This is a genomic window from Sphingobium trunci, from assembly GCF_022664535.1.
Lineage (GTDB): Bacteria > Pseudomonadota > Alphaproteobacteria > Sphingomonadales > Sphingomonadaceae > Sphingobium.
The window spans coordinates 163,774-187,289 of sequence record NZ_JAKUJY010000007.1 but is presented as its reverse complement, the minus strand read 5'-3'; the positions used below and the strand labels follow the sequence as shown (position 1 = coordinate 187,289).

18 protein-coding genes are annotated in these 23,516 nt (G+C 62.8%); 7 read left to right on the top strand and 11 right to left on the bottom strand.

Going from position 1 to position 23,516, the window contains the following annotated elements:
• Complete coding sequence (gene rfaE1, locus MJ601_RS09005; protein ID WP_242125500.1) at positions 1 to 1,524, bottom strand: D-glycero-beta-D-manno-heptose-7-phosphate kinase; 1,524 nt, start codon at positions 1,522 to 1,524, stop codon at positions 1 to 3.
• 209 nt (positions 1,525 to 1,733) lie between these two features.
• Between rfaE1 and MJ601_RS09000 the strand changes: the two genes are divergently transcribed.
• Both MJ601_RS09000 and MJ601_RS08995 read left to right on the top strand, forming a co-directional pair.
• A complete protein-coding gene (locus MJ601_RS09000; RefSeq protein ID WP_242125498.1) occupies positions 1,734 to 3,161 on the top strand; it encodes a polysaccharide pyruvyl transferase family protein in 1,428 nt (475 codons plus the stop codon).
• Between the two features lie 281 nt (positions 3,162 to 3,442).
• Positions 3,443 to 4,816 (top strand): hypothetical protein, encoded by a 1,374-nt coding sequence (locus MJ601_RS08995; protein ID WP_242125496.1) that lies wholly within the window; start codon positions 3,443 to 3,445, stop codon positions 4,814 to 4,816.
• On the opposite strand, the gene MJ601_RS08990 is transcribed toward MJ601_RS08995, so the two are convergent.
• Both MJ601_RS08990 and MJ601_RS08985 read right to left on the bottom strand, forming a co-directional pair.
• Entirely contained in the window at positions 4,790 to 5,515 is a 726-nt protein-coding gene (locus MJ601_RS08990; RefSeq protein ID WP_242125494.1) for a class I SAM-dependent methyltransferase, read from the bottom strand. The genes MJ601_RS08995 and MJ601_RS08990 overlap by 27 nt on opposite strands.
• Positions 5,488 to 6,510, bottom strand: coding sequence for a glycosyltransferase family 2 protein (locus MJ601_RS08985; RefSeq protein WP_242125491.1), 1,023 nt, complete (start codon positions 6,508 to 6,510; stop codon positions 5,488 to 5,490). The genes MJ601_RS08990 and MJ601_RS08985 overlap by 28 nt, the downstream gene beginning before the upstream one ends.
• Before the next feature lie 167 nt (positions 6,511 to 6,677).
• Here MJ601_RS08985 and MJ601_RS08980 point away from each other — a divergent pair, with 167 nt between their 5' ends.
• Positions 6,678 to 8,186, top strand: coding sequence for an integral membrane-like protein (locus MJ601_RS08980; RefSeq protein ID WP_242125489.1), 1,509 nt, complete (start codon positions 6,678 to 6,680; stop codon positions 8,184 to 8,186).
• 489 nt (positions 8,187 to 8,675) lie between these two features.
• Here the strand turns inward: MJ601_RS08980 and MJ601_RS08975 are convergent, their stop codons facing one another.
• Complete coding sequence (locus tag MJ601_RS08975) at positions 8,676 to 9,902, bottom strand: capsule polysaccharide biogenesis protein (RefSeq protein ID WP_242125487.1); 1,227 nt, start codon at positions 9,900 to 9,902, stop codon at positions 8,676 to 8,678.
• 299 nt (positions 9,903 to 10,201) lie between these two features.
• Between MJ601_RS08975 and MJ601_RS08970 the strand changes: the two genes are divergently transcribed.
• Positions 10,202 to 11,785: an LTA synthase family protein gene (locus MJ601_RS08970; protein WP_242125485.1), complete on the top strand. Its 1,584-nt coding sequence runs from the start codon at positions 10,202 to 10,204 to the stop codon at positions 11,783 to 11,785.
• On the opposite strand, the gene MJ601_RS08965 is transcribed toward MJ601_RS08970, so the two are convergent.
• Positions 11,700 to 12,479, bottom strand: a complete 780-nt coding sequence (locus MJ601_RS08965) for an SDR family NAD(P)-dependent oxidoreductase (protein ID WP_242125483.1) — start codon at positions 12,477 to 12,479, stop codon at positions 11,700 to 11,702. The two genes, MJ601_RS08970 and MJ601_RS08965, sit on opposite strands and share 86 nt — an antisense overlap.
• A 161-nt stretch (positions 12,480 to 12,640) precedes the next feature.
• Between MJ601_RS08965 and MJ601_RS08960 the strand changes: the two genes are divergently transcribed.
• Entirely contained in the window at positions 12,641 to 13,186 is a 546-nt protein-coding gene (locus MJ601_RS08960) for a sterol desaturase family protein (protein ID WP_242125481.1), read from the top strand.
• 13 nt (positions 13,187 to 13,199) lie between these two features.
• Here MJ601_RS08960 and MJ601_RS08955 read toward each other — a convergent pair whose 3' ends face one another.
• Complete coding sequence (locus tag MJ601_RS08955) at positions 13,200 to 14,432, bottom strand: glycosyltransferase family 4 protein (RefSeq protein WP_242125479.1); 1,233 nt, start codon at positions 14,430 to 14,432, stop codon at positions 13,200 to 13,202.
• A gap of 361 nt (positions 14,433 to 14,793) precedes the next feature.
• Here MJ601_RS08955 and MJ601_RS08950 point away from each other — a divergent pair, with 361 nt between their 5' ends.
• Together MJ601_RS08950 and MJ601_RS08945 are read left to right on the top strand one after the other, a co-directional pair.
• A complete protein-coding gene (locus MJ601_RS08950; protein WP_242125477.1) occupies positions 14,794 to 15,570 on the top strand; it encodes an aspartyl/asparaginyl beta-hydroxylase domain-containing protein in 777 nt (258 codons plus the stop codon).
• 251 nt (positions 15,571 to 15,821) lie between these two features.
• Entirely contained in the window at positions 15,822 to 16,727 is a 906-nt protein-coding gene (locus tag MJ601_RS08945) for an ROK family protein (RefSeq protein WP_242125547.1), read from the top strand.
• Here MJ601_RS08945 and MJ601_RS08940 read toward each other — a convergent pair.
• The 5 genes from MJ601_RS08940 to MJ601_RS08920 all read right to left on the bottom strand — a co-directional run bounded on the left by MJ601_RS08940 (position 16,720) and on the right by MJ601_RS08920 (position 23,508).
• Positions 16,720 to 16,965 (bottom strand): hypothetical protein, encoded by a 246-nt coding sequence (locus MJ601_RS08940; protein WP_242125475.1) that lies wholly within the window; start codon positions 16,963 to 16,965, stop codon positions 16,720 to 16,722. The two genes, MJ601_RS08945 and MJ601_RS08940, sit on opposite strands and share 8 nt — an antisense overlap.
• 89 nt (positions 16,966 to 17,054) lie before the next feature.
• On the bottom strand, positions 17,055 to 18,740 hold the full coding sequence (gene nagE, locus MJ601_RS08935; RefSeq protein WP_242125473.1) for an N-acetylglucosamine-specific PTS transporter subunit IIBC: 1,686 nt from the start codon (positions 18,738 to 18,740) through the stop codon (positions 17,055 to 17,057).
• Entirely contained in the window at positions 18,737 to 21,235 is a 2,499-nt protein-coding gene (gene ptsP, locus MJ601_RS08930) for a phosphoenolpyruvate--protein phosphotransferase (RefSeq protein WP_242125471.1), read from the bottom strand. Before ptsP ends, nagE begins: the two co-directional genes overlap by 4 nt.
• Before the next feature lie 120 nt (positions 21,236 to 21,355).
• On the bottom strand, positions 21,356 to 22,480 hold the full coding sequence (gene nagA, locus MJ601_RS08925) for an N-acetylglucosamine-6-phosphate deacetylase (protein WP_242125469.1): 1,125 nt from the start codon (positions 22,478 to 22,480) through the stop codon (positions 21,356 to 21,358).
• On the bottom strand, positions 22,477 to 23,508 hold the full coding sequence (locus MJ601_RS08920; RefSeq protein ID WP_242125467.1) for an SIS domain-containing protein: 1,032 nt from the start codon (positions 23,506 to 23,508) through the stop codon (positions 22,477 to 22,479). The genes nagA and MJ601_RS08920 overlap by 4 nt, the downstream gene beginning before the upstream one ends.
• Positions 23,509 to 23,516 lie beyond the last annotated feature (8 nt).

Below are 23,516 nucleotides of genomic sequence, written 5' to 3'. Positions count from 1 at the left end.
TCAATTGATCCGACAGGCTTGCTCAACGATCGAGGTTGTCGAATGGCCGGGCACCAATTCTATGAGTTCCACCCTACCGCCATTCGTTAAGACATGAGATGCGCCCGCAATCTGATGAACTTGATAATCAGAACCTTTGAATAAAATATCAGGGGAAAGAGAGCAGATAAGATTCTCTGGTGTATCCTCGTCAAATAATACGACAGCATCCACACCTTTTATCATGGACATAACATGCGCGCGCGCAATTTCTGTTTGGATAGGCCGTTCGGGGCCTTTCAGCCGCTTCACAGAAGCATCCGAATTTAGAGCGAGGATTAACCGATCGCACCGTGCCGCGGCCTTCCGAATAAGAGTGACATGCCCAGGGTGAATAATATCGAAACAGCCGTTGGCGATGCCTACGTTTAGACCGCGTTCTCGCCAACTCTCTCGTAATTTCAACGCTTGGCTATGTGAAATGTGCGAAGCGATGGCTTTTTCATCCCGATGCATTTCTTCGGCGATTGCATCAGCCAATTCCTTTTCCGTAACAACTGCCGTTCCCACCTTCCCCACAGCAATGGCGGCTGCGAGGTTGGCGATGCGCATTACCTGCTCGATCGGAAGGCTGGAGCCCAATCCTAAGGCCAATGCTGCCATTACTGTGTCTCCAGCGCCGGAAACGTCGAATACTTCTCGGGCAGCTGTCGGGATATGGGTCGGCTTTTCTTCTCCCTTAAAGAAGGACATGCCGCGCTCTGATCGCGTCAACAAAATTCCTGCCCCGGTTTCCAAATACGCAATTGCTGCCGCAGCTTCGGCTTCTTCATCAGTGTCGCAAGGCATCCCGGTAAACATGGTCAGTTCGCTGCGATTTGGAGTGATTATTGTGGCTCCAGAAAAGGCTGACCAATTTTTCCGCTTCGGATCTACCAACGTCGCTAGTCCATGCCGGGAGGCAAGCTGGATAATTCGAGAGCATAGGTCATCGGATAATGTGCCTTTGGCGTAATCAGAGAGAATTACGATGTCGGCTTGTGTGATTTCACGAGACACCGTGTCAAACAAGGAATCCGCGATATCCGTTCCTACAGTGACCGTGTGCTCGTCATCGAGCCGAATCATTTGATGATGGTTGGCCATCAAGCGGGTCTTGGAAATTGTCGGACGATCGGTGGCCTTGGTAAAAAGGCTATTCACACGCTGGTGAGCAAGCAGTTCCTCCAGTTCGGAACCAGCTTCATCATTTCCGACAACGCCAATCACAGTCGCTTGACCTCCCAACGCAACAATGTTGCTCGCCACGTTGGCGGCGCCGCCTGGTGTCGATTTTCTGGAGATTTGGCGCAAAACTGGAACAGGAGCTTCAGGGGATATGCGATCCGCCGAGCCGATGATGTATCGATCAACAATGACGTCGCCGATAACGAGAGCACGAACTGAGCTTAAGCCTGTGGCCATCGAAATTTCTCTTACTTTATAACTATTTAATTGCGACTTTGTGACGCGCATAGCGCACGCAATATGCAGAACTTCAAACATTCCGGTTTGCGCTTGTCAACTGGGAGTTCTCTGACTTGTCGTAAGTAGGTGGGGTATTCGTGGCTATGTGCGGGGAGGCGACAGGGGGGATAGGATAAGGTGATTCCACATCTGGCGTTGGTGTGCCGAGCTCAAAATAATTTCGTGGCATACCCGTTGCCATCGAATCATCGAGCAGTCTATCGACAAAAGCCGGATTTGGAGGCATTATGTGGATTGACGATCCCTATTGGGTACGTGCGGCAAAGTTCATCTTGAATCTGCCCACGCAGGTTCGATACGTACTGGCGCCCGCCGAAATGAACCATCTCCGCGATGGCTGCCTTCCACCTGCATTTGGGCACATCTTAAGTCCAGAGAACTGTATAATCGTTATTCCGAAGGATGACGTGGACCAGTTACCGAAGGCATGGATAGAAGTTTTGCCCACATGGGAAGTAATTTATGCTGATGAAGTATTTGTTGCAATTCGGGCCGGAATATTAACGTCTGGACCAAGAAATGATGACCATCACCTGCAATACATGTATGATCGCTGCGAGAAAATTCTGGATGGAATTCAGGTGCGCGCCCATCGGATAGACGAGGAGCTATCCGATGATTTTCGAGGAAAGCCATATGTACTGATTGCTGCCGCCTCTCTCATCGGAAATGCTGGAGATCGATTGTTGGCCGCTGCTGCGGTTCGCCTTCTGAAATTGACTTGTCCGGAACTGTCGATCGTCGTGTCCGATGGAAGTCCCGATCGGACTTTAGTGAGAGAGGCATCAGCCGTCATTATCGGTCCTGGAGGCATGCTTTATGATATCGAAAATGCCACCCGTTTGGATCTTAACAATCTTGCAAATTGGTTTGGAATTGGTTATGTTTCTTCAGAGTATAAATCTAATTTATATTTAATTGGATTGGGGCATCAGAATATTAATTCTTCGATAGGCCGCATATTCGCAAAAGAATCTGTCAAATATGCGCGCATGGCTTCTGCCCGTGATCGAGAAACTTCGAAAATGTTATTGGAATGGATGAGTAATCCTGTTCAGTATTTGCCTGACATGAGTGTGATTTTCTCAGAGGATATTTTAAAGATAGCTGAAGAGGTTGGAGGAAATCGGACAATTTCTCTTTGCGGTGATTTTTGTAATATTTCTGGAATTTCGGAAATGGCGTCATGGATGCGTAAGCATGGCGGCGTCCGTCTACGCTACATTGTGCAGGCGAATGAAGATGCAGAGAGCCTTCGCATTCATCGTGATTCTATAATTGAGATGCTGGGAACAGACTTCGAGGAAATAGATTGCCGAACCAGCAATCCGATGGAGTTTTGTCGAGCCGTCGCAACATCCGATGCGCTCATCACAACCCGGTTTCATGGGATGATGGTGGCATTGATGTCTGGAGTTGACCTCTTAACATTTACCGTCCGTGGCGATAAACGAGAGCGGATGCGTAATGAACTCGGGGCGCATCCATGGGCTCGTTTTGAGCCGGTTGTGACGGACCTGCGGCACGTAAAAAAAACGATTATTTCCTTGATTACAGATGGTCGTAGAGATTCAAAACGAGCTGTGTCTTTTGATCGCGCCCCGTTCATTGAACTTGGAAAGAGATTGGGAGAAGATTTGCGACAGCGGATTTAGGAGACCTGCTTCTTTGCCGATCCCGACAAATAGCCTTCTCCATCGACCTACAAATAAAAAGCCTTTAAGTCGGAGACATGGGGGAAACATCAGCCTTAACTCAAGCCTCAGAACCGTTCAGCTACGTTGATCCGGCCACGTTTCCGGACAGGAGATGGCGTGCCCCATCTGTCGCGCCGGGGCGGATATGGGCGTCTCTAACCGCCTGGCTCGGCGGCAGCCAGCTGCTGCTTTGGCGGTTTCTCGATACCGCGCCCGCCTGGGCCTATATCCTTGGCGGCTTGGTCATCGCCGGGCTCTGCTTCTTCATCGCCAAGATCACCAGTGATAGCCGCGATATCGCCCTCGGCACCTTGCTGACATGTTTCCTCGTCGCGCTGTGCTTGTTGATACTGAGCGGTGAAGGGCGGTTCTTCTATGCCAATGTGGATTGGCAGGTGCGCTTTGCCGTGCTGCGGGACATGGGCATCAATCCCTGGCCCTTCGTCTACACGGCGCGCCCCGAACCTGACCTGCTTCGCGCTCCGATCGGCATGTTCCTGATGCCGGCGCTAGTCTTCAAGACCCTTGGCCCAAGAGCAGCGGATATCGCCCTGCTGTTGCAGAATACGACGATCGTTGCGTTACTGCTCGCCCTCGGCAGCCAGCTGTTCGCAGACCGGCGCTCGCGCCTGATCGCCCTAGCGATATTCGTCCTGTTCTCCGGCATGGACGCGATTGGCGATCTGCTCCTGCAGGGAATGCTCACCGGCCATATGGAAGACTGGGCCGAGATTGAATATTCCTCGACCATCACCTTGCTCTTCTGGGTGCCGCAGCACGCGATTGCCGGTTGGGTGGGTGCGGTCGGCTATATGTTGTGGCGAGAGCGCCGACTGCCCCTCGCGCCATGGCTGGCGCTGCTGCCGATGACGGCGCTCTGGTCGCCTCTGGGCCTCATGGGAGCGATGCCCTTTGTCGCGCTGGCGGGACTGCGGGCGTTGATCGCGCGTGCGCTTCTGGTCCGCGATTTCCTGGCTCCCGCGGCATCGCTTCTCCTTTGCATACCCTCGCTGATCTATCTGGGCGCCGCACCGGATGACGTCGGCCTTCATTTCCAGCCGATCCCCTTCATCCAGTGGCTGCTGTTCCAATCCCTTGAGACGCTTCCTTATCTGATACCTCTGGCGATCGCCGGACGATCGACGCGATTCGGGCGGGACAGCCTGTGGCTGGCCTTTGCCTGGCTGATGCTCATCCCCTTCGTGAAGATCGGCTGGTCGACCGATTTCATGATGCGCGGTTCGATCACGGCACTGGCTCTCGTCATGGTGATGGTCAGCGATCATGTGATGCAGCGGGGCGAGAGATGGCGCTGGTTTGTGATGGTGCTTGCCATCGGCAGCCTGACAGGCCTTGCCGAGATCAGACGCGCCTTGCTCTATCCCCCGGCACCGGCAGTGCGCTGCACCTTCTTCAAGGCATGGGACCAGACCTTCGCAACCTTCCCCAAAGGCTCCTATCTGGCTCCTGTGAAGAAGGTGCCGGCAATCGTCCGCCCTGTCCATCCTGCCCGCGCCTCGGCGAACGAACCGGCCCGCTGCTGGGATGGTTCCTGGAGGCTGCCTTATGACCCGCGGGATGCTCCGTCAGGCCGACAGGACGGCGTAAAGTGATAGTCCCATGGGAAAGGAAAGGCGGCCAAGGAGATGCCGTTCCGCCGCGAACACCCGCTGAAGCGCGGCATTGACGAGCGGCGACGGGCGCGCGTCGAGGGGCGTGTCACGGCGCAGCAACTGGTGAGCGAAGCGTTGCGCCACCGCGAGCGGGAAGAGCAGGCTGTTGAAATGGCCTGAGGCTTCGACCTTCAGCCCTGCTGCGCGGACCACTTCCAGCAGACCATCATGTGTGTAACGACGCTTGTGATGATGCAGCAAGTCATGCTCCGACCAGAGCCAGGGTGCAGCCGGGACGGTTAGCAACAGCCGCCCATTGGACGCGAGCCGCGCGCCCAGAGCGCGCAACGATGCTTCATCCTCATCGATATGCTCCAGCACGTCGAGCAGTGCGATCAGGTCGTAACGGGTTTCTCCGAAACCGATCGCTCCGGGCAAGGCGCCTGCCTCCACCGCGCACAGGCCTCGTGCATTGGCCAGGGCGCGGGCATCCGCATCATATTCCATGGCATCAAGCGTGCCATATTGCGCCAGCAGGGCAAGATTGCCGCCAGTGCCGCAACCCGCTTCGAGAATGCGAGCATCGGCAGGCAGAGCAACATGGCTGCGGACCAGGCTATCAATGGTGGCACGGCGAGCGACAAACCACCAATGATCCTGCTCCTGCGCGCTCATGCTCGCATAGGCTGATCGGTCCATTCGTCCTTTTCCTCATAATGGGGCTGGATGAGGGGCGGTGCTGCCAACTCACTTTCCTCGGCCACGACATAAAGCGGCCGATTGCGCACTTCCCGCGCGACCCGGCCCAGATATTCCCCGATGATGCCGAGGCTCATCAGGTTGAGGCCGCCCAGCATCAGCACGGCGACCATGATCGAAGCATAGCCTGGTGTATCAACACCGGTCAGCAGCGTGTGCAGCACCAGGATGGCGGCATAGGCAAAGGCCATCAGCGCGATGCCACCGCCGACATAGGACCAGATGCGCAGCGGCATGGTGGTCGAGGCGGTGATGCCGTCAACGGCGAGCGACCAGAGCTTGCTGACGCCCCATTTGCTGCTCCCGGCCTCGCGCGGGGCGCGCTCATAATCGACGGTGGCGACGCGAAAACCGACCCAGGAGAAGATGCCCTTGGTGAAGCGCGCCTGCTCGCCGAGTTGCTTGATGACGTCCACCGCCTGCCGGTCGAGCAGCCGGAAATCGCCCACATTCTCCGGGATGGGATGATCGGAAAGGCGATTGATGAGGCGATAGAATCCTTGCGCGCTCCAGCGCTTGAACCAGTCGTCGCTCGACCGGTCGGCGCGACGCGCATTGACCACCTTCGCCCCCGCCAGCCAATGGCGGACCATGGCGACGATGACTTCCGGCGGATCCTGCAGGTCGACGTCGATCGGGATGACGGCGTCTCCCCTCGCCCGGTCGATCCCGGCGGCCAATGCCGCTTCCTTGCCGAAATTGCGCGATAGCGTAACGTGGCGGACATCGGGGTCCAGACGGGCGAGGATCGTCAATATATCGCCGGTCCGATCCGTGCTGCCATCATTGATGAACAGAAATTCGGCTCGCGCGTCCGACCCGATAAGGCGAAGCGCTCGGGCGACCGCGGGACGCGCTGCATCCAGAAACAGCGAAATGCTTTCTTGTTCATTGAAGACCGGAACGACGATCGACAACAAAGATGGTGTAGCCATTCCTTCTGAGCCCCCAATGCGGGCCGGTGCCCCATGCGGGTATCGGCGAAAATGGTTAACAAAGTTTCACCCGTGCGGGGAAGCTGTGCCGCCGGAGACGAGGTGAGCATAATCTTTACCATTTTTAGCGATCAGGCTGAGGTGTGTGAAACGGATGGATGGCACCGATGACGACCCATATCAGCCGGCGTAAAGTCGGTCTCCTGGCGCTTGTGGCGGCGTTCCTCCTGCTGCCCACCTTCCTGCTGGGTCCGGGCTATTCCCATTCGGCTACTTATAACTATATCTGGACAAGCCAGTTCGGGACCGAAATGGCGAAAGGCGATCTCTATCCGCGCTGGCTTCCTGACAGTTTTGAGGGGCTTGGAAGCCCCACCTTCTATTTCTACCCGCCGATCGCCTTCTGGATAGCGGGCGCCTTCGATGCGGGCGGCCTGTCGACGCTCACCGCGATCAACATGGCCGCGTTCCTGACGCTGCTGCTGTCAGGCATCACCATGTATCATTGGCTTTCGGCCCGCGGTACCTATCCTCTCGTCGGGGCCATCCTCTACATGGCCGCGCCGTATCACCTGATGGACTTCTATGTCCGGGGCGCTCTGGCGGAATTCACTGCCTTCCTATGGTATCCCCTCGTTGCGCTGGCCATCACCCGCCTTCCCGAGCGCAGGAGTCTCATGCTGCTGGTGTTCGCCTATGGCGGGCTTGTGCTGACCCATTTGCCCATGGCGATGCTCACCGGCTTCTTCCTGATCGCACCGCTCGGCGTGCATAAAATCCTGGCAGACCGGCGCGCCTTCTGGCCCCTTGCAGCCAGCGTAGCGCTCGCCGTAGGTCTTGCGGCCTTCTATCTGGTGCCGGCCTTGACGATGCAGGACCATATTTCCTCGCAGCTGCTATGGGAGCCTTGGTATCGGCCATCGTCCTGGGGATTGCTGGCGAGCGGCCGCCTGCTCCAGGCGCTGTCTATTCCGGCGCTCATTGCCGGCCTGGCGCTGCTGTCGCTGTCGGCACGGTCCATCTGGACCTTCATAAGCCTTCTCGCTGCACTGGCGGCTCTCGGCCTCATCCCTTTCATCTGGGACATTCCGCCCTTTGTCCAAGCGCAATTTCCCTGGCGACTGTTGGGCCTCATCGAATTTGCCGCCATAACGGCCATGCTCAGTTGCCGCCCAAAAGCGATCCTGCTCGGATTGGGCCTTGGACTTGTGACCTTCTCCTATGTCAGATGGGCATCCCAAGCGGCAGAATATCTGGCCAAGCCAGTGCCTTACGCCATGATCAGGCGCGATCTGCCCGACGCCGTTGAATATCTACCTGTCGGCTTCGACACGAAGCGCATAACCGGAACGGAGCGGAAGCCGGACCTCGCCGAGTGGCGCAACATCAGGCCGGGCGACGAGGTGGTGGCTGATACGCCGGGCGAGGTGACGATGCGGCGCGCCGCTTTCCCGATCTGGCGCGTCATGCGGGGCGATGAGGTCGTGCCTTATCGGGGACCCGTCATCAAGTTCCAGGGGCAGCCCGGGCGCTATCGGATAGAGCGTGTCACTATATGGCAGGAATGGGTCGGCCTGCTTATCACTATGATCAGCCTGTTTGTGCTCGCGGTGATCATGCTTCGCGGTCGATTGTCGCGTTTGACCGTGTTTGCGACCGCAAGCATACGGCAGTAGCCTGACAGCTCCCCTCCACGAGATGTTCCAGATGTGACGCGGCTATTGGTTTTGTGCCCAGCGAAAATTAGGTTTTTATGGCAGCTGGTCGGAGCCTAGGATCCAAATCAGCCTGATTTGTTCGCCTGGGCCGTGGCGATGGGCAAGATGGTGACGCACATGAGCACAATCATCCTGCAGCTCGTCCGGAGCTGATTCGAAAAGCTGCGGGGGAGAAAGGGCGATAGCAGACGGCACCTCAGGAAATTCTTGGAACTTTCACTTGGAAGTATCTGGAATTTTATGAGCGTGCTCGCAGATCAGGTTGGACAATCGATCCTCGCTGAACCAATCTTCAGCGAGAGCCAGCTGGGCAAGGTGATGGGGGGCGATGCTCGCCGACATGCTCTGGTCAACAGAGCGCTGAAGGACGGTTCGATCAGCCGTGCCAGGCAAATTCCGGGCATGCCAGAGCGAATCGATATTGAATTGATGGCGGCTGACGGCTGCCTATTCTGGCATCAAGGGCTTGCCTTCAAACCTGGCAACGGCATGGCGCACCACCTTGTCCAGCGCCTCATCCGAGAAGAAACCGCCGGGGATCAGGCAACGTTCGACCAGAACTCGCCGGAACGCCGCGAAAGTCTCGGCGTCAGGCGCGACTGGATTGCTCCAGAAGGCATCCAGTCCGCCCTGGAAAGTGATGTCCGGCATGTCGTAGATTGCCTGGCCCAGCGCGACGACCGGCACCCCCATGGCCAGTGCCAAAGTGCCGCTGGTGCTGTTGATCGTGACGACACCGCTCGATCGTTGCGCAACCGGGACGATATCGCCCCAAGCCAGATAATCCACCCGATCCGCGACACCGAACAGCGACGCCATGTCGGCGGTTTCCTGCTGCCAGTCGCGCACGCCGTTGTCGAGCGGATGCTCCTTCACCACCAGTCGCGCGTCGGCCGGAGCATGTTCGGCGAACGACTGGATCACAAGCCGGAGCGCGCCTGCGATACCGGCAAAGGGCGAGTGCAGGCGAATCTGCGCATCCGAATCGAGTTGGAGCGGGAAGAGGAAGTAGGGCTGCTCGGACGCCCCAAGGCGGGCAATCAATTCCGTGCTCGAAGCTTCGCGTTCCTTGCGGCGCCGCAATTTCCGCCACCATCCCATCCCCTCCACGACCGGATGCCAGGGCCGATGGTTGGTCCAGTGCGGATAGCGCCAGCGGGTCAGCACATCCGCGGCATTATACACCAGACCCTCGGTCGCACGGCGCCGGAAGGAGGAATGGACCTGGCTGTGCGCTGGAACGGGGGGCAGCGCGGCGGCGGTCTTCCGATACCAGGCCGGATCATGCGGAAGCGAGGAATGGCCGTTGACGCCGCCCAGTTCCAGCGTCACCCAGTCGGGCCGGATATAGCCCTCCTCGAACACATGGACCGGCACCCCCAACTCGCGGCAGAGCCGTGTGGCGGGCATATGATGGTCGCGGCAATCGCCGAACAGCGCCACGTCGGTGATGCCAAGCTCACGGATCGTCCGTTCGAGCATCGCTGGCCACTCCTCCAGCGAACCGCGATAATCGATGCCGTTGGGCAGGCGCCAGAACAGGCGGTCGCCGCCGTTGAAATTGATCTTGTAGACGCTGTGCCCCGATCGGATCAGTTCCTGACCGAGGCGGCGGAACAGCGGTCCCATCAGGCCCTGGAGCAGGAGGACAGTGCGCTTGTCCGATCCGGACATAGGGCTTTTCACGCCGCAGGAATGATCCGCCGCAGTCTTGGACAATTCTGGCATCTGGGAAATCATGCTCCGTGATGGCGGCCGGGGCTTGGTGCCTGCTGACATGCTGTTGTTCTCGTCCATGGCCTAGTCTGCCCTGAGTCCGACCGCAAGCCTCGGCGATCACCTGATCCGTCAAAGAGCGGAACAGAGGCCTGATGACAGCCAAGGCCCTGTTCGCTATGAGGCCTTTCCTGCCTGGCAGATGGAGCATGACGGCATTGAGATACGGCCGCTTTGGGTAGTGCAGCAAGACAGTGATGCTTGAAGGACTGACATTCGCGGCATTGCTGGTCGGCGCCGTCCTTCTCGACGGATTGGTCCGCCCGCGGCCCGGGCCGGTTTTCCGACTGTCCGGACGCAGCATGGCCGGCCTGTGGCTGGCGTCATGGCTGATGATCGCCCTGTTCGGCCTGTTCCTGGCCTTGTGCGGCAATTTTCCGCTTTCGGCGGGGTTGGCGCTCGCCTTGCTCGCCTTGCTCGTCCTGGCCTCCAACGCCAAGCACGCCATGCTGGGCGAACCCCTGCTCTTTTCCGATCTGGCGCTGATCGGCGCGATCTTCCGCCATCCCCAATTCTATCTTTCGGCCATCAGCGTCGGTCAACGCACGGCGGCAGGGGTGGTGACGATCATCCTTGTCGCCATGCTGGCCTGGCTGTTCGTTCCGGAATGGCAGGCACATCTGGCCGGGATGCTGGTCCTCCTCGGCAGCCTTGCCATATTGGCGGCAACCATGCGCAGCGCTCCGTTCCGGGACATCGCTGCCACGCCGGACGCCCATGCCGACGTCAGGCGTCATGACTTCCTGCCGACGCTGTTGCTCTATTGGCTGCGCTGGCGGGAAAGTGCCGATCCGCCGCCCTGCCCCGACATCGACAGACACCCTGCGTCCGCGCTTCTGGCGACACCGGAACTGCTGCTGGTCGTCCAGTGCGAATCCTTTGCTGATCCGGCCGACCTGTTCGACGGCCCGGACATCCGCTTGCCTGGCCTTTCCGGCGCGCGCGAAAAGGCCTGGCAATGGGGCCAGCTGGAGGTCAGCGGCTTCGGGGCCTATACGATGCGAACGGAATATGGCGTGCTGTTCGGGCGGAGCGAGGATGCGCTTGGCTTCCGGCGCTACGATCCTTTCCTCACCGCGCTCGGCGAAGCCTCCTATGCCCTGCCCGCGCGGCTGAAGGCAGCAGGCTGGCAGAGCCTCTTCGTCCATCCGCACGACATGCGCTTCTACGGCCGCGACCGGATCATGCCCGCGGGCGGCTTTGCAGATCTCGTGGGTGAGGAGCATTTCGCACCGGTCGCCGCGGGATCCGGGCGCTATGTCACGGATGCGGCACTGGCCGAAAAGATCGCCTCGCTGGCCCGTGAAGCGGTCGAGCCAAGCCTCATCTATACCGTCACGATTGAAAATCATGGCCCCTGGGCGCCCGACATGCCCTCCGGCGGCGACCTGGTGCAAAGCTATCTTCGCCTGGTTCGCAACAGCGACGCCATGCTCACCACATTGCTGGACCAGCTGGCCGTCCTGCAGCGGCCGGCGCTTCTGGTCTTCTTCGGCGATCATCGTCCCAGCATCCCCGGAGCGACCGCGCCAGGCGGAGAACGCCACACGCCCTATGTGATGATGCGCCTCGACGGTTCGGGCGCAATCGTCCGGGGCGACAACCGGCGCGTGGACCTGACACCGGCCGGCCTGCATCATGCCATGCTCGATATCGTGCTGGGCACCCCCGCGGCCACCCTACGCGCCGACACCGCTATCCACCCGGCGGAGCAAGCGCCAGCAGCAGCCTTTCCCGCAACGGTCGCGGCAGCAAGCGGTCAAACCAGCGGAGCAGGCTGAAGGGCCAGGGCGTGATAACATGCGCTTTCCCCAGCGCTGCAGCGCGGGCGATCTTCGCTGCGGCGACCTCGGGCGACATCGACAGAGGCCTGGAACCCTGGGCCTGCCGGGCGGCCTGGGTGTCGATGAAGCCGGGCGAAACCAGCACGATCCCCACGCCATGCTGCCGCATGCCGATGCGCAGCGCTTCGGCAAAATGGGAAAGGCCTGCCTTCGTCCCGGAATAGGCACAGGCAAAGGGCAGGGCATGGAAAGCGGCGGCAGATCCGATCAGGACGATGCGGCCCTTGCCCCGCGCCGCCATGCGCCCGGCCAGCGCCGCGGCCATCGAAGCGGGCGCGACGAAGTTGACGATACCCAGGCGCGCGACAAGAGCGGCATCCTCGACGACAGCGCCAGTCGCACGAACGTCCCCCAGGCCGGAGGCGAAAATGGCAAGATCGAAAGGGGTGCGCTCATCCTCGGCCAGCATGGCATCGACCCCGCCCTTCAGATCGCTCAGGTCCAGCGAACGAAAATGAACGGATGCCCCCGCTGCCTCGCAAACCCTGGAGAGCGATGACAGGCGTTCCGTATCACGGCCCCAGAGAGACAGATATATGTCCGGACGCGCATAGTGCCGGGCCAATGCCGTACCCAGCCCTCCGGATGCGCCGATGATGAGAATGCGCACCGGACGAAATACTGTCTTCATGCCGATGCATCCATGTAACAGATTCTCGTTAACGCCGCTTCATAGCGATAATGCCTTGACAGGCAACGGCCACCGTTGTTCGAGTTCTCCCAATGCCTGCTCCCGATCACCATTCGCAACGAATTCGGCTGTTCAACAATGAACGACTGGAAAAGCTCACGTTGATTTCGCCCCGCGTTTTCGCGTTGAATTGGGCCATATTGCTGCCGCTCATTGCCTGGGTCGGTTGGGGCAGGACCGGTTTTTGGGCGGGGCTCGGCCTGTTTGCGGCGGGCCTGCTCATATGGACATTGTTCGAATATGCCATGCATCGCTATCTCTTCCACCTGAAGGTGGAGTGGCCCGCGGTCAAATGGTTCGTTTTCCTGATCCACGGCAATCATCACGATAATCCCAACGATCCCATGCGCGACATGATGCCGTTATCGGTGAGCCTGCCTGTCGCGGCGCTGGTCTGGGGCGCATGCCTGATGCTGCTCGGCGGTCCGGGAACCTGGCTGTTTCTGGGGTTCATCCTGGGCTATGTGGTCTACGACACCGTCCATTATGCAAGCCACCAATGGCCGATGCGCGGGAAACTGGCTTCAGCGCTGAAACGCCACCATATGCGCCACCATTATGTGGACGAGCATGGCAATTACGCGATTTCGGCCATTTTCTGGGACAGGCTGTTCGGCAGTATGGTGCGATCCCTCAAACGGCCATGAAAGCCAGCGCCGTTCAGGCGCGGGCCTGCAATGCCGCAATCGCATCGGCCACGATGGCGATATGCTCGTCCCAGCTGGGCGCATGCCAATGGGGTAGGCGCTGCATCTGGGCGGCGTGACAAGGCCCCCTTATGGCATGGTCGAGAATCTTGGCCTGCCACCCCGGCCCGTCCAGCGGGTTCAGATAGTCGGGCACATCTCCTCCCGCCTCGCGCAGAGCCGGAAGATCGCTGCAAATGACCGGCGTATCGACGGATAGCGCTTCGGCCACCGGCATCCCGTAGCCTTCCGCAAAGGAAGGCATCAGCAAAGCGCGCGCGCCGCGCAACAGGCCGGCCATGCGGGCGTCGGAACAGCCATTGAGTTCCTCGACATGATCCTTCAGGGCGGGACATCGCTCCAGCATGTCGACCACCTGCTCATTTTCCCATCCCCGGCGCCCGATGACGATGAGGCGCGGCACGCTCCCAGCATCCAGCGTTTGCGCCATATGGCGCCACAGGTTGAGCAGAAGTAGATGATTCTTGCGCGGTTCGATGGTGCCCAGACAGACGAAATAGGGCCGCCCGTCCGCTTGCTCGAAGGGCTGGGCGGCGGCCAGAGGTTCCGTCCCCAGAAGGGCGACATGCATATCCACATTCCGTCCGGTCCGCTCCAACCAGTGTTGCAACGACCGTCCGGTGGCGGCGGAATTGACGATCACCCCGTCAGCGAGCGCGGCAATGGTCGCGATCCGCTGCCGGTGCTGCCGGTCGCCGGAGACTCGGGCATATTCGGGATATTCGATGGGAATGAGATCATGCACCAGGCACAGGAAGCGGGCCTGCTCGCGCGCCAGGATCCGGCGCACTTGGTGCGCGCGGGTCAGATGGTGCGGAGAGGCCTGCACATAGACCGCGTCCGCGGAGCGGCTCGCAACTCGCGACGGCAGCAGGGAAACAAGCCAGGGCATGGATGACGCCAGCGAGCGCCGGTGCGGACCAGCGTCCTGGCTCGACCAACGGCTTTCCAGCTCGTCGAGATAGGCAAGGACCGGCTGGCGCGACAGCCGCCCATAGAGCCCGGAAGGATGGACCGCCGCAAAGGCCAGGCCGTCGCCATAATGTTTCAGAAGGCCCCGCGCATAGGCCATTTCCACGCGGTCCACCCCCGATGGCGTGGAATAATGCACCCTGGAAATCAGGCGCGAGATATCAAGGATGACTGCGCCCGGTGGCGGCACCGCGCGCGAATGGGAAAGGGCCATCGGAGGTCGCTTACCGTAAATCGAGCCTGTGGGAAGGGATCGGATGGGACCAGCCTCTCCGCAAAGCACATATCATGTCGTCGTCGTTGCAGATATCGCCCGCTCCGCTGTCCATGCCATCTATCGGCCATGCATTCCTCTCCCGAGTTTATCGCCAATGTCCAGCCATAATGCAGCCGCCTTTCCGATTCCGACAGCCATGGCACCCCGGTCGAAGCCGGTTCGGCCACGGCACCACATCCTCCTGCCGCACCCGCGGGTTCCTCCACCCGCGCCCGCTGCGCGAGGATGTTGACGGAAAGCGGCGCCGGCCTCATAGCGCATGATCAATGCTGTCGCCGTTCCTTGAGGGAATATCGGTTTGAAATGGAACGATAAAGTCAATGCCCGGGGCTGGAAGCTCCCCTTCGTCGGCAAGTCCCTGTTCCAGATCGGCAAGGAATTGCGTCCGAAGGTCGACCGGCTGATCATGCGCAACTCGCTGGTCCCCGATAACGCCCTGTTCGACAAAAGCCACTTCCCCTGGGTTTCAGCGCTTGAACGGCATTGGCAGGACATTCGGGACGAGGCAGTCCGGATCCGTGCGGCTGACATTCCCTCCCTGGGCGATATTTCCTTCGACCATGGCCGCATCGCGGCGGACCGGCGATGGCGCACCCTCTTCCTCAAGGGCTATGGCTACCGGATGGAGGGCAATTGCGCCCGCGCGCCGATCACCGCCGCGCTGATCGATAAGGTGCCGGGGCTCGTTACCGCCAATTTCTCCGTCATGGAGGCCGGTGGGCATATTCCGCGCCACTGGGGCATGACCAAGGGCATGCTGACCTACCATCTCGCGCTCAAGGTGCCGCGCGAGCGCGAGAAATGCCGGATGCACATCGAGCAGGGGGAGACGCTGCATGTCATGTCCTGGGAAGAAGGCCGGTCCTTCATCTTCGATGACATGTTCAACCATGAGGTGTGGAACGAGACGGATGAGGATCGCTATATCCTGCTGATCCAGATCAAACGCCCTTGCCGCTTTGCCGGCAACCTGATCCAGAATCTTTTCCTCTGGGGCGTACGCCATTCCCGCTTCGTACAGGATATCAAGCGTCATATCGACCGGGAGAGCCGAAGGGCGGCCAATGCCGCATGAAATCAGGATGAGAATCGGCACCGGCTGATCCGGCGCAGGACGTGAAGGCGGAGCGGAGACGCTGCCGGCCCGGTTGGGCATCGCAGCGATCGCAAGCCCCATCCTTGCACAGGTCCATTATCGAATGCCTTGCGAGCGAGCCCGATTTTAACGAACCCCGCCACCGAACGGCCATCGGCGCGAACAGACCCAGTTTCCTCTTGAGACGGCCCGGCCGATATGGTTGGAACGCCCCGATGAACGCAGAATCGATGCTGGCCGGGATAGAGCTCGGCGGAACCAAGGTCTTTGTGCTGCGCGCCCGCGGCCGCGCCATTTTGGATCGGGAGATGATCCCCACCACCAACCCGGCCGACACGCTTGGACGGGCGGTGGAGATATTGAAAGGCTGGAACGCCGAAACGCCGTTCGCGGCCATGGGCATCGGCAGCTTCGGGCCGGTTCGCCTGGACCCGCATGCGCCGGATTTCGGCATCATGCTCCCCACGCCCAAGCCGGGATGGGCCGGGGCCGATATTTTCGGTACGTTGACGGCAGCTTTCGATGGCCCGGCGGCGATCGACACCGACGTCAATGGCGCCGCGCTGGCCGAACTGCGTTGGGGCGCAGGCGCACAGGGTCCGGTGCCTTCGGACAGCCTCTGCTATATCACCATCGGAACCGGTGTCGGCGGCGGCTTTGCGTTCAATGGCCGGGCAGTGCACGGCGCCATGCATCCGGAAATCGGCCATATCCGGGTCCCGCGCGCGGCAGGCGACAGCTTTGCCGGCAGTTGCCCCTTCCATGGCGACTGTATCGAGGGACTGGTTTCCGGCCCGGCCCTCGCCAGGCGCTTCGGCGTGCCCGGTCATGAAATCGATCCCCAGGACCCGCGCTGGGATCATGTCGCCAGCGACATCGCGCATCTCGTCTCCACCATCCTGCTCGGCACGGCGGCGCGGCAGGTGCTTATCGGCGGCGGGGTCGGCATGGGGCGCACCGGGCTGCTGGATCAGGTGCGCGAGAAGGTCGTGGCGCAGTTGGGGGGCTATCTGCCGCATGTCGACAGCGACAGCATCGGCGGGATCGTGGCCGCGCCGCTGCTCGGCGACCAGGCGGGACCGCTGGGCGCGGTGGTGCTCGCCATGGACGCGCTGGAGGGTGAAGGGGTCAGCTGACCCCTTCCCTGCGGATCAGCGGCAGGAACATCATCGGCACCACCGTGGCGATGACGGTCGCAACCAGCAGATCATCCACCATTCCGTAGATCAGGCTGAAAAACAGCACCATGGCGGCGACCGCCACGGCCGGAAGCAGCAGCTTCGCCAGCCTTTCCTCCACCCGCGCCGCGATGCGCGGCATCGGCCATGCAGCGCTGCGCTGCTGAATGGCGGCTTGTCTGGCGGGCCGGGTCATGGGCTTGTCCTTGGCTGATCGATTTGCGTTGCACATAGCAACTAAAATGACAACTTCCAGACGCCAAACTGGCTACGGATCGTTTCCCGTCACGGCCGGATCAGGCCCCGCCCCAATATATGCAGGGTCCGGGCGTCGATCTGCACAAAGGCCCGCACGCAATCGACATGCTCCAGACGCGCTACGCTCGCCTCGCGCGCCAACAGGATGCGGAGCCGCCCGGCCACCATCTGCGCCGCGGCGATGGCATCCCGGCCGCCCAGCGCCTCGACGATTTCCGCGACCGGCTCGACCGCAGCCGCCTCCGCTGCGGTCACCGCCTGCCCGGCAACCGGCGCATCATGGGCCGCGGCCTGGCGGATCTCCTCGGAAATCTGGTCCGCCATGGGACCGATGATCACCTGCACCGCTTGCGCCGAGGGACGTAGCACCGCAACCGCCCCCAGCGCCTTGAGCGCCGCTTCGTCCACCGCCGCCTGATCCAGCACCACCAGCCGCAGCCGCGTGGTGCAGGCGCCGATCGTATGCAGATTGGCCGCGCCGCCCAGCGCCCGGAGATAGGCGCCGCCGCGCTGGCCCCCGGCGGTCTCGGCAACCGCATCCCGGCTGGCCTGCCGCCCCGGCGTGGCCAGGTCGAACCGCCGGATGGCGAAACGGAACACGCCATAATAGATGGCGAAATAGGCAAGGCCCACCGGCAGCAGCATCCACGGCCGCGTCGCCCGCCCATAGTTCAGCACGTAGTCGAACAGCCCCGCCGAAAAGCCGAAGCCCAGCTTCACGCCCAGCAGGTCCATCAGCACCATCGACAGGCCGGTCAGCACCGCATGGATAGCGTAAAGCAGCGGCGCCAGGAACATGAAGCTGAATTCGATCGGCTCGGTCACGCCGGTCAGGAAGGAGGTCAGCGCTAGACTGAGCAGCATGCCGCCCACCGCCTTCTTCTGATCGGGCAGCGCCGACCGGTACATCGCAAGGCAGGCGGCGGGCAGGCCGAACATCATCACCGGGAAGAAACCCGCCATGAACGCCCCCGCATGCGGATCGCCCGCGAAGAAGCGGCGCAGATCGCCGGTGGTCCCGGCATAATCGCCCAGCACGAACCAGGCGACATTGTTGAGGATATGGTGCAGCCCCGTCACCAGCAGCAGCCGGTTGAGCAGGCCGAAACCGAACAGGCCGAAGCTGCCCGACGCCACCAGCCCCTTGCTCGCCAGGCTGAGGCCCGTATCGAGCGTGCTGTAGCTGATGCCGACCACCAGCGCCATCAGCACCCCCGCGCCGCCCGCGACGATCGGCACGAACCGCCGCCCGCCGAAGAAGGACAGATAGGCGGGCACCTCGATCGCCGCATAGCGATTGTAGAGCGCCCCCCCGATCAGCCCCGCGCTGATGCCGATCGGCACGTCGAGCCGCGCGAAGGCCTTGATCTTCCAGGCGTCGGCCACCGTCTGCGCAACCGCGTCGGCCAGCCCGGCGGTCACCTCGGGCGGCACGTTCAGCATCACCCGCCCGCCATGCATGGCGACCAGATAGCAGACCACGCCCGCCAGTCCCGCAGCGCCATTGCCGTCCCGCGAAATGCCGGTGGCGACACCGATGGCGAACAGCAGGCCCAGGCTGGAAAACAGCGCATCGCCCGCCGCCGCGAGCAGGGGAATGCCCAGCAGATCGGGCTGGCCCAGGCGCAGCAGCAGCCCCGCCACCGGCAGCACCGCGATCGGCAGCATCAGCGCGCGGCCGATGGGCTGAAGCGCTCCGACAATGTTCCTCATGCCAGAAACTCCCCTTCAAAGCGGCGGGCCAGCGCCCGCACCTCGGCCGCCGATTCCCGTTGCAGCGCCCGTTCGGCATGGGCGCGACAGTCCGCTATGGACAGCCGCCGCACCAGCGCCTTCAGATCGGGCACGAAGCGCGGAGCGGCCGACAATTCGGTTACGCCCAGCCCCAGCAACAGGGGGATCGCCAGCCGGTCGGAGGCCAGGCCGCCGCACACACCGACCCAGCGCCCATGCGCCCGCGCGCCCTGGGTGGTGAGCGCGATCAGCTGCAGCACCGCCGGATGCAGCCCGTCGATCCCGGCGGCGACCGCCGGATTGCCGCGATCCATCGCCAGCGCATATTGGGTGAGGTCGTTGGTGCCTATCGACAGGAAATCGGCATGGCGCGCCAGCGTCGCCGCCGTCACCGCGGCGGCGGGCGTTTCCACCATGATCCCGATTTCGGGCCGGTGCGCCAGGCCCATTTCGCCGGCGATCGCGGCCACCCGCTCCCGCACCTTCAGCAATTCCGCCGCGCTGGCCACCATCGGCACCATGATCCGGCACTGGCCGTGCGGCCTCACCGACAGGATGGCGCGCAACTGTTCATCCAGCACCTCCGGCATGGCCAGCCCGACGCGAATGCCGCGCAGGCCCAGCGCCGGATTGTCCTCGGCCGCGATCGGCAGGTAGGGCGCGGGCTTGTCGCCGCCGATGTCGAGCAGGCGCACGATCAGCGGCCTGCCCTCCAGCTTCGCCGCCACCGCACCGTAGAGCGCGGCCTGCTCCGCCACGGTCGGCGCGGTGTCGCGCTCCAGAAACAGGAATTCGGTGCGCAGCAGGCCCGATCCCTCGGCGCCATGCGCCATGGCGATCGCCGCGTCCTCGACCGAGCCGAGATTGGCGAAGGCCTCGATCCGCACGCCGTCGCGGCTGACGCAATGTTCCGCCGCGGCCGCCACCGCCGCCTCCCGCGCCGCCGCGCGCCGCGCGACTTCCGCCTGCGCCTCTGCCAGACGGTCCGCCGCCGGATCGGCATGGACCAGCCCGCCATCCGCATCGAGGATCAGCGTCACCCCGTCGGCGATCCCGGCCAGCGCCGGACCCACCGCCACCAGCGCGGGCAGGCCCATGGTCGCCGCCAGGATCGCGACATGCGATGTCGGCCCGCCCCGCTCCAGCACAAGGCCGATGACATGCGAATCCAGCGCCATCACCTGTGAAGGCAGCAGTTCGTCGGCCAGCAGGATGGTGCCGGGCGCGAAGCGCAACGCCTCCTCCTGCGTCCCGGTCAGGATGCGCAGCATCTGCCGCTCCAGGTCGATCAGATCGTCGGCCCGCTCGGCAAAGCGCGCATCGCCCATGGTCCGCATCGTCTCGGCCGTGGCGCGGCAGGCGTGCCGCCACGCATGGCCCGCATCCCTGCCTTGCCCGATCCGCGCATAGGCATCGAGCTGCAACGCCGGATCTTCCAGAAAGGCCGCATGGGCACGGCGGATCGCCGCGCCCGTCTCATCCCCCGACGCATCGGACAGGCGCAGACGCATGCTGTCCAGCGCGGCATTCAGCCGCTCCGTCTCATGGTCCAGCCCCTGCCCGTCGCGCGGCACCTCAATGTCGTCGACCCGCAGCCAGCGCGCCTGCCCGACGGCATAGCCCGGCGCCGCCAGCGTCCCGGCCAGCGCGCCTTCGGGAATGGCGAGCGCCACGGGCTCCGCCACCGCGACCGGCGCGGCTTCGGCATGGTCATGCTCGTCCATGCCACCTTCGATCAGCGCGATGAGCGCCGCGACCGCCGCGTCCGCGTCGACGCCGCTGGCCACCACCTCCACCTCGTCCGCCAGACGGATGCCCAGCTTCAGCAAGGCGATGGGCGATCGGGTCGATGCTTCGCAGCCATCCTTGACGATCCAGCTTTCCGCGACGAAAGCCCGCGCCGTCTCCCCGACGCGCGCCGCGGGCCGGGCATGGATGCCATGCACCATCGGCACGCGCACCTTGCCGCTGACCCGCACGCCCTGATCGTCGCGGGTCACCTCCACCGCCGGTTCGGCGGGTTCGAGATAGATCAACCCCTCGCCCACGCCCACCAGCTTGCCGGTCTCGGTGCGGGTGATGCGGAATTTCTCGCCATTGGTGACGATCAGCGGAGTCATCAGCGACGGCACCGCCTGCGCCACCCCATCCAGATCGAAGCGCACCAGCGGCTGGCCGCGCGTCACCGCTTCCCCCACCGCCACCAGCGGCTCGAAACCCCTGCCGCCCAGCGCCACCGTGTCGATGCCCAGATGCATCAGCAGCTCGACCCCGCCTTCGCCGCGCAGCGTCACCGCATGATGGCTTGCGTGCAGCGTCAGCACCTCGCCGTCGCAGGGCGCGTGCAGCATATTACCGATCGGATCGATGGCCACGCCGTCGCCCAGCATCCGGCCGGAAAACACGGCGTCGGGCACATCGTCTATGGCCGTGGCCCAGCCCTGCAAGGGCGAAGTGAGGATGATCGAACCCATTGCGTCCCCTTCAGTGCATTTCCGGGTCGGCCCCTGGCGGTCGGCGGCCCGGAAAATGCGGCATCAAAATTCCGGCAATCGCTGCCGGGACCATCAAACCAAGGCAGCGAAGGCGGGCGCTCAGGCGACCCGCTTGCCGCCGATCCAGGTGCCGCGAACCGTCAGTTCGCGATCCAGCCAGACGAAATCCGCGCGAAGCCCCGGCGCCAGCACGCCCTGCTCCCCGCCCAGGCCCAGGAACGCCGCCGGGTTGGCCGCCGCCATCGCCACCGCCTGTTCCAGCGGCAGGCCCAGCGCGTGGATGTTGCGCACCGCCCCCGCCATGTCGAGGTCCGACCCGGCCAGCGTGCCCGATTCATTGACGCACACGCCATTCTCGACAGTGATGCGCTCGCCGTTCAGCATGAAGGCCTTGTCCATGCTGCCGACGCTCGGCATTGCGTCCGTCACCAGCAGGAACCGGTCGAGCGGCCGCGCCGCCAGCGCGATCCGCGCCGCGGCGGGGTGCATGTGCGCGCCGTCGATGATGAGCCCGCAATAGAGCGTCCGGTCCTCCAGCGCCGCGCCGACCACACCCGGCTCGCGATGGTGCAGCGGCGACATGGCGTTGAACAGATGGGTCACGCCCGTCGCCCCGGCATCGATCGCGGCCCGCGCCTGTGCATAGGTGGCATTGCTGTGGCCGATGCTGACGATCACGCCCGCCTCGGCCAGCTTGCGGATCGCGGCGGGGTCATTCTGTTCGGGCGCCAGCGTGACCAGCACCCTGCCCCTGCGCGGCGCGGCCAGCAGCGCCAGCGCTTCCTCGTCCAGCGGACGGAAATTCCCGGCGTCATGAATGCCCTTGCGCGCTTCATTCAGGAACGGCCCCTCGACATGGATGCCGGCAACGCCGGGCACGCCCTGCTCGATCGCCCGGTCCACCGCGTCCAGCGCCCGCGCGATCACCGGCAGCGGGCAACTGATCAGCGTCGGCAGGAAGGCGGTCGTGCCATAGCGCGCATGGGCCGCGCCGATCCGCGCGATCGCATCGACGTCGGGCTGGTCGTTGAACAGCACGCCGTCCCCGCCATTGACCTGCGTGTCGATGAAGCCGGGGACGATCCAGCCGCCCTCCAGGTCCAGCGCATCCTCGCCCGCCTGTGCGATCGCGCCGATCCGGACGCCGTCCAGTTCGAAGGCGCCGCCGTCCAGCACGGCATCGCGGGTCAATATCCGCCCGTTGCGAAAGCCGGTCACGCTCATCGCGTTTCGGTGACCTTGCGCAGGAAGGGCGGCTGGTCGGGATCGAGACCGCGGCTCCAGGCCAGCTTTTCCGCTGCGCCGTAGAAGGACTGGATCATCAGGATCGGCTCCAGCACGGCATGGGCCGCCAGCACCGGCAGCCTGCCCGAAGGATCGGCCAGCAGCACATGGGCGCCGCGTTCGGCAAATTCGGCCGCCGCCTGCCGCACATCGTCGCCCGATCTGTCGCTGGTCGCGAAGGCCAGCACCGGGAAGCCGTTATGCACGATCGCCATCGGGCCGTGCCGGACCTCCGCGCTGGAAAAGCCCTCGGCATGAAGGCCGCAGGTTTCCTTGAGCTTGAGCGCGGCTTCCTGCGTCACCGACAGGCCATAGCCGCGCCCGACGATGAACAGGTTGCGCGCATCGGCCAGCGCCTCGACCATCGGCGTCCAGTCGAGCGCATAGGCCTGCTCCAGTTGCGCGGGCAGGGCATGCAACGCCTCGACCAGCGCCTCGTCCTCGCTCCAATAGGCTGCAAGCGCGGCCAGGCCCGCGATCGAGGTTATGAAGGACTTGGTCGCCGCGACCGAGGTTTCCGCCCCGGCGCAAAGCGGCAGCAGCGTGTCGGCCATGGCGGCGAGCGGCGACGTCTCGTCGTTCACCAGCACCACCACATAGGCGCCCGCCCGCTTGTAGCGCTCGACGGTGGACAGCAGGTCCGGGCTGCGGCCCGACTGTGAAATGGCGATCAGCAGGGCGCCGGTCTGCTGGAATTCGGTGGCGAACACCGATGTGACGGACGGCGCCGCCGAAGCGACCGGCAGGCCCAGCAGGGTTTCGATCAGATATTTTCCATAGGTCGCCGCATGGTCCGACGACCCCCGCGCGCAGGTCACGACGAAGGCGGGGGGATCGGCGCGCAGCCGCTCGCCCAACCGGCGCAGCGTATCGGCGTTGCGGTCCAGGAAACGGGCGAAGGATGGGCCACTTTCACCGGCTTCCCGGCGCATCGCGGAACAGCCTTGCTCCACACTCACATCTGGCATTGAATCCC

Bases quoted from the DNA above. Each gene is read 5' to 3' on its own strand.
- rfaE1 (WP_242125500.1), bottom strand. From the start codon at position 1,524: ATGTTTGAAGTTCTGCATATTGCGTGCGCTATGCGCGTCACAAAGTCG.
- MJ601_RS09000 (WP_242125498.1), top strand. From the start codon at position 1,734: ATGTGGATTGACGATCCCTATTGGGTACGTGCGGCAAAGTTCATCTTG.
- MJ601_RS08990 (WP_242125494.1), bottom strand. From the start codon at position 5,515: ATGGACCGATCAGCCTATGCGAGCATGAGCGCGCAGGAGCAGGATCAT.
- MJ601_RS08985 (WP_242125491.1), bottom strand. From the start codon at position 6,510: ATGGCTACACCATCTTTGTTGTCGATCGTCGTTCCGGTCTTCAATGAA.
- MJ601_RS08980 (WP_242125489.1), top strand. From the start codon at position 6,678: ATGACGACCCATATCAGCCGGCGTAAAGTCGGTCTCCTGGCGCTTGTG.
- MJ601_RS08975 (WP_242125487.1), bottom strand. From the start codon at position 9,902: ATGTCCGGATCGGACAAGCGCACTGTCCTCCTGCTCCAGGGCCTGATG.
- MJ601_RS08970 (WP_242125485.1), top strand. From the start codon at position 10,202: ATGCTTGAAGGACTGACATTCGCGGCATTGCTGGTCGGCGCCGTCCTT.
- MJ601_RS08965 (WP_242125483.1), bottom strand. From the start codon at position 12,479: ATGAAGACAGTATTTCGTCCGGTGCGCATTCTCATCATCGGCGCATCC.
- MJ601_RS08955 (WP_242125479.1), bottom strand. From the start codon at position 14,432: ATGGCCCTTTCCCATTCGCGCGCGGTGCCGCCACCGGGCGCAGTCATC.
- MJ601_RS08945 (WP_242125547.1), top strand. From the start codon at position 15,822: ATGCTGGCCGGGATAGAGCTCGGCGGAACCAAGGTCTTTGTGCTGCGC.
- MJ601_RS08940 (WP_242125475.1), bottom strand. From the start codon at position 16,965: ATGACCCGGCCCGCCAGACAAGCCGCCATTCAGCAGCGCAGCGCTGCA.
- nagE (WP_242125473.1), bottom strand. From the start codon at position 18,740: ATGAGGAACATTGTCGGAGCGCTTCAGCCCATCGGCCGCGCGCTGATG.
- ptsP (WP_242125471.1), bottom strand. From the start codon at position 21,235: ATGGGTTCGATCATCCTCACTTCGCCCTTGCAGGGCTGGGCCACGGCC.
- nagA (WP_242125469.1), bottom strand. From the start codon at position 22,480: ATGAGCGTGACCGGCTTTCGCAACGGGCGGATATTGACCCGCGATGCC.
- MJ601_RS08920 (WP_242125467.1), bottom strand. From the start codon at position 23,508: ATGCCAGATGTGAGTGTGGAGCAAGGCTGTTCCGCGATGCGCCGGGAA.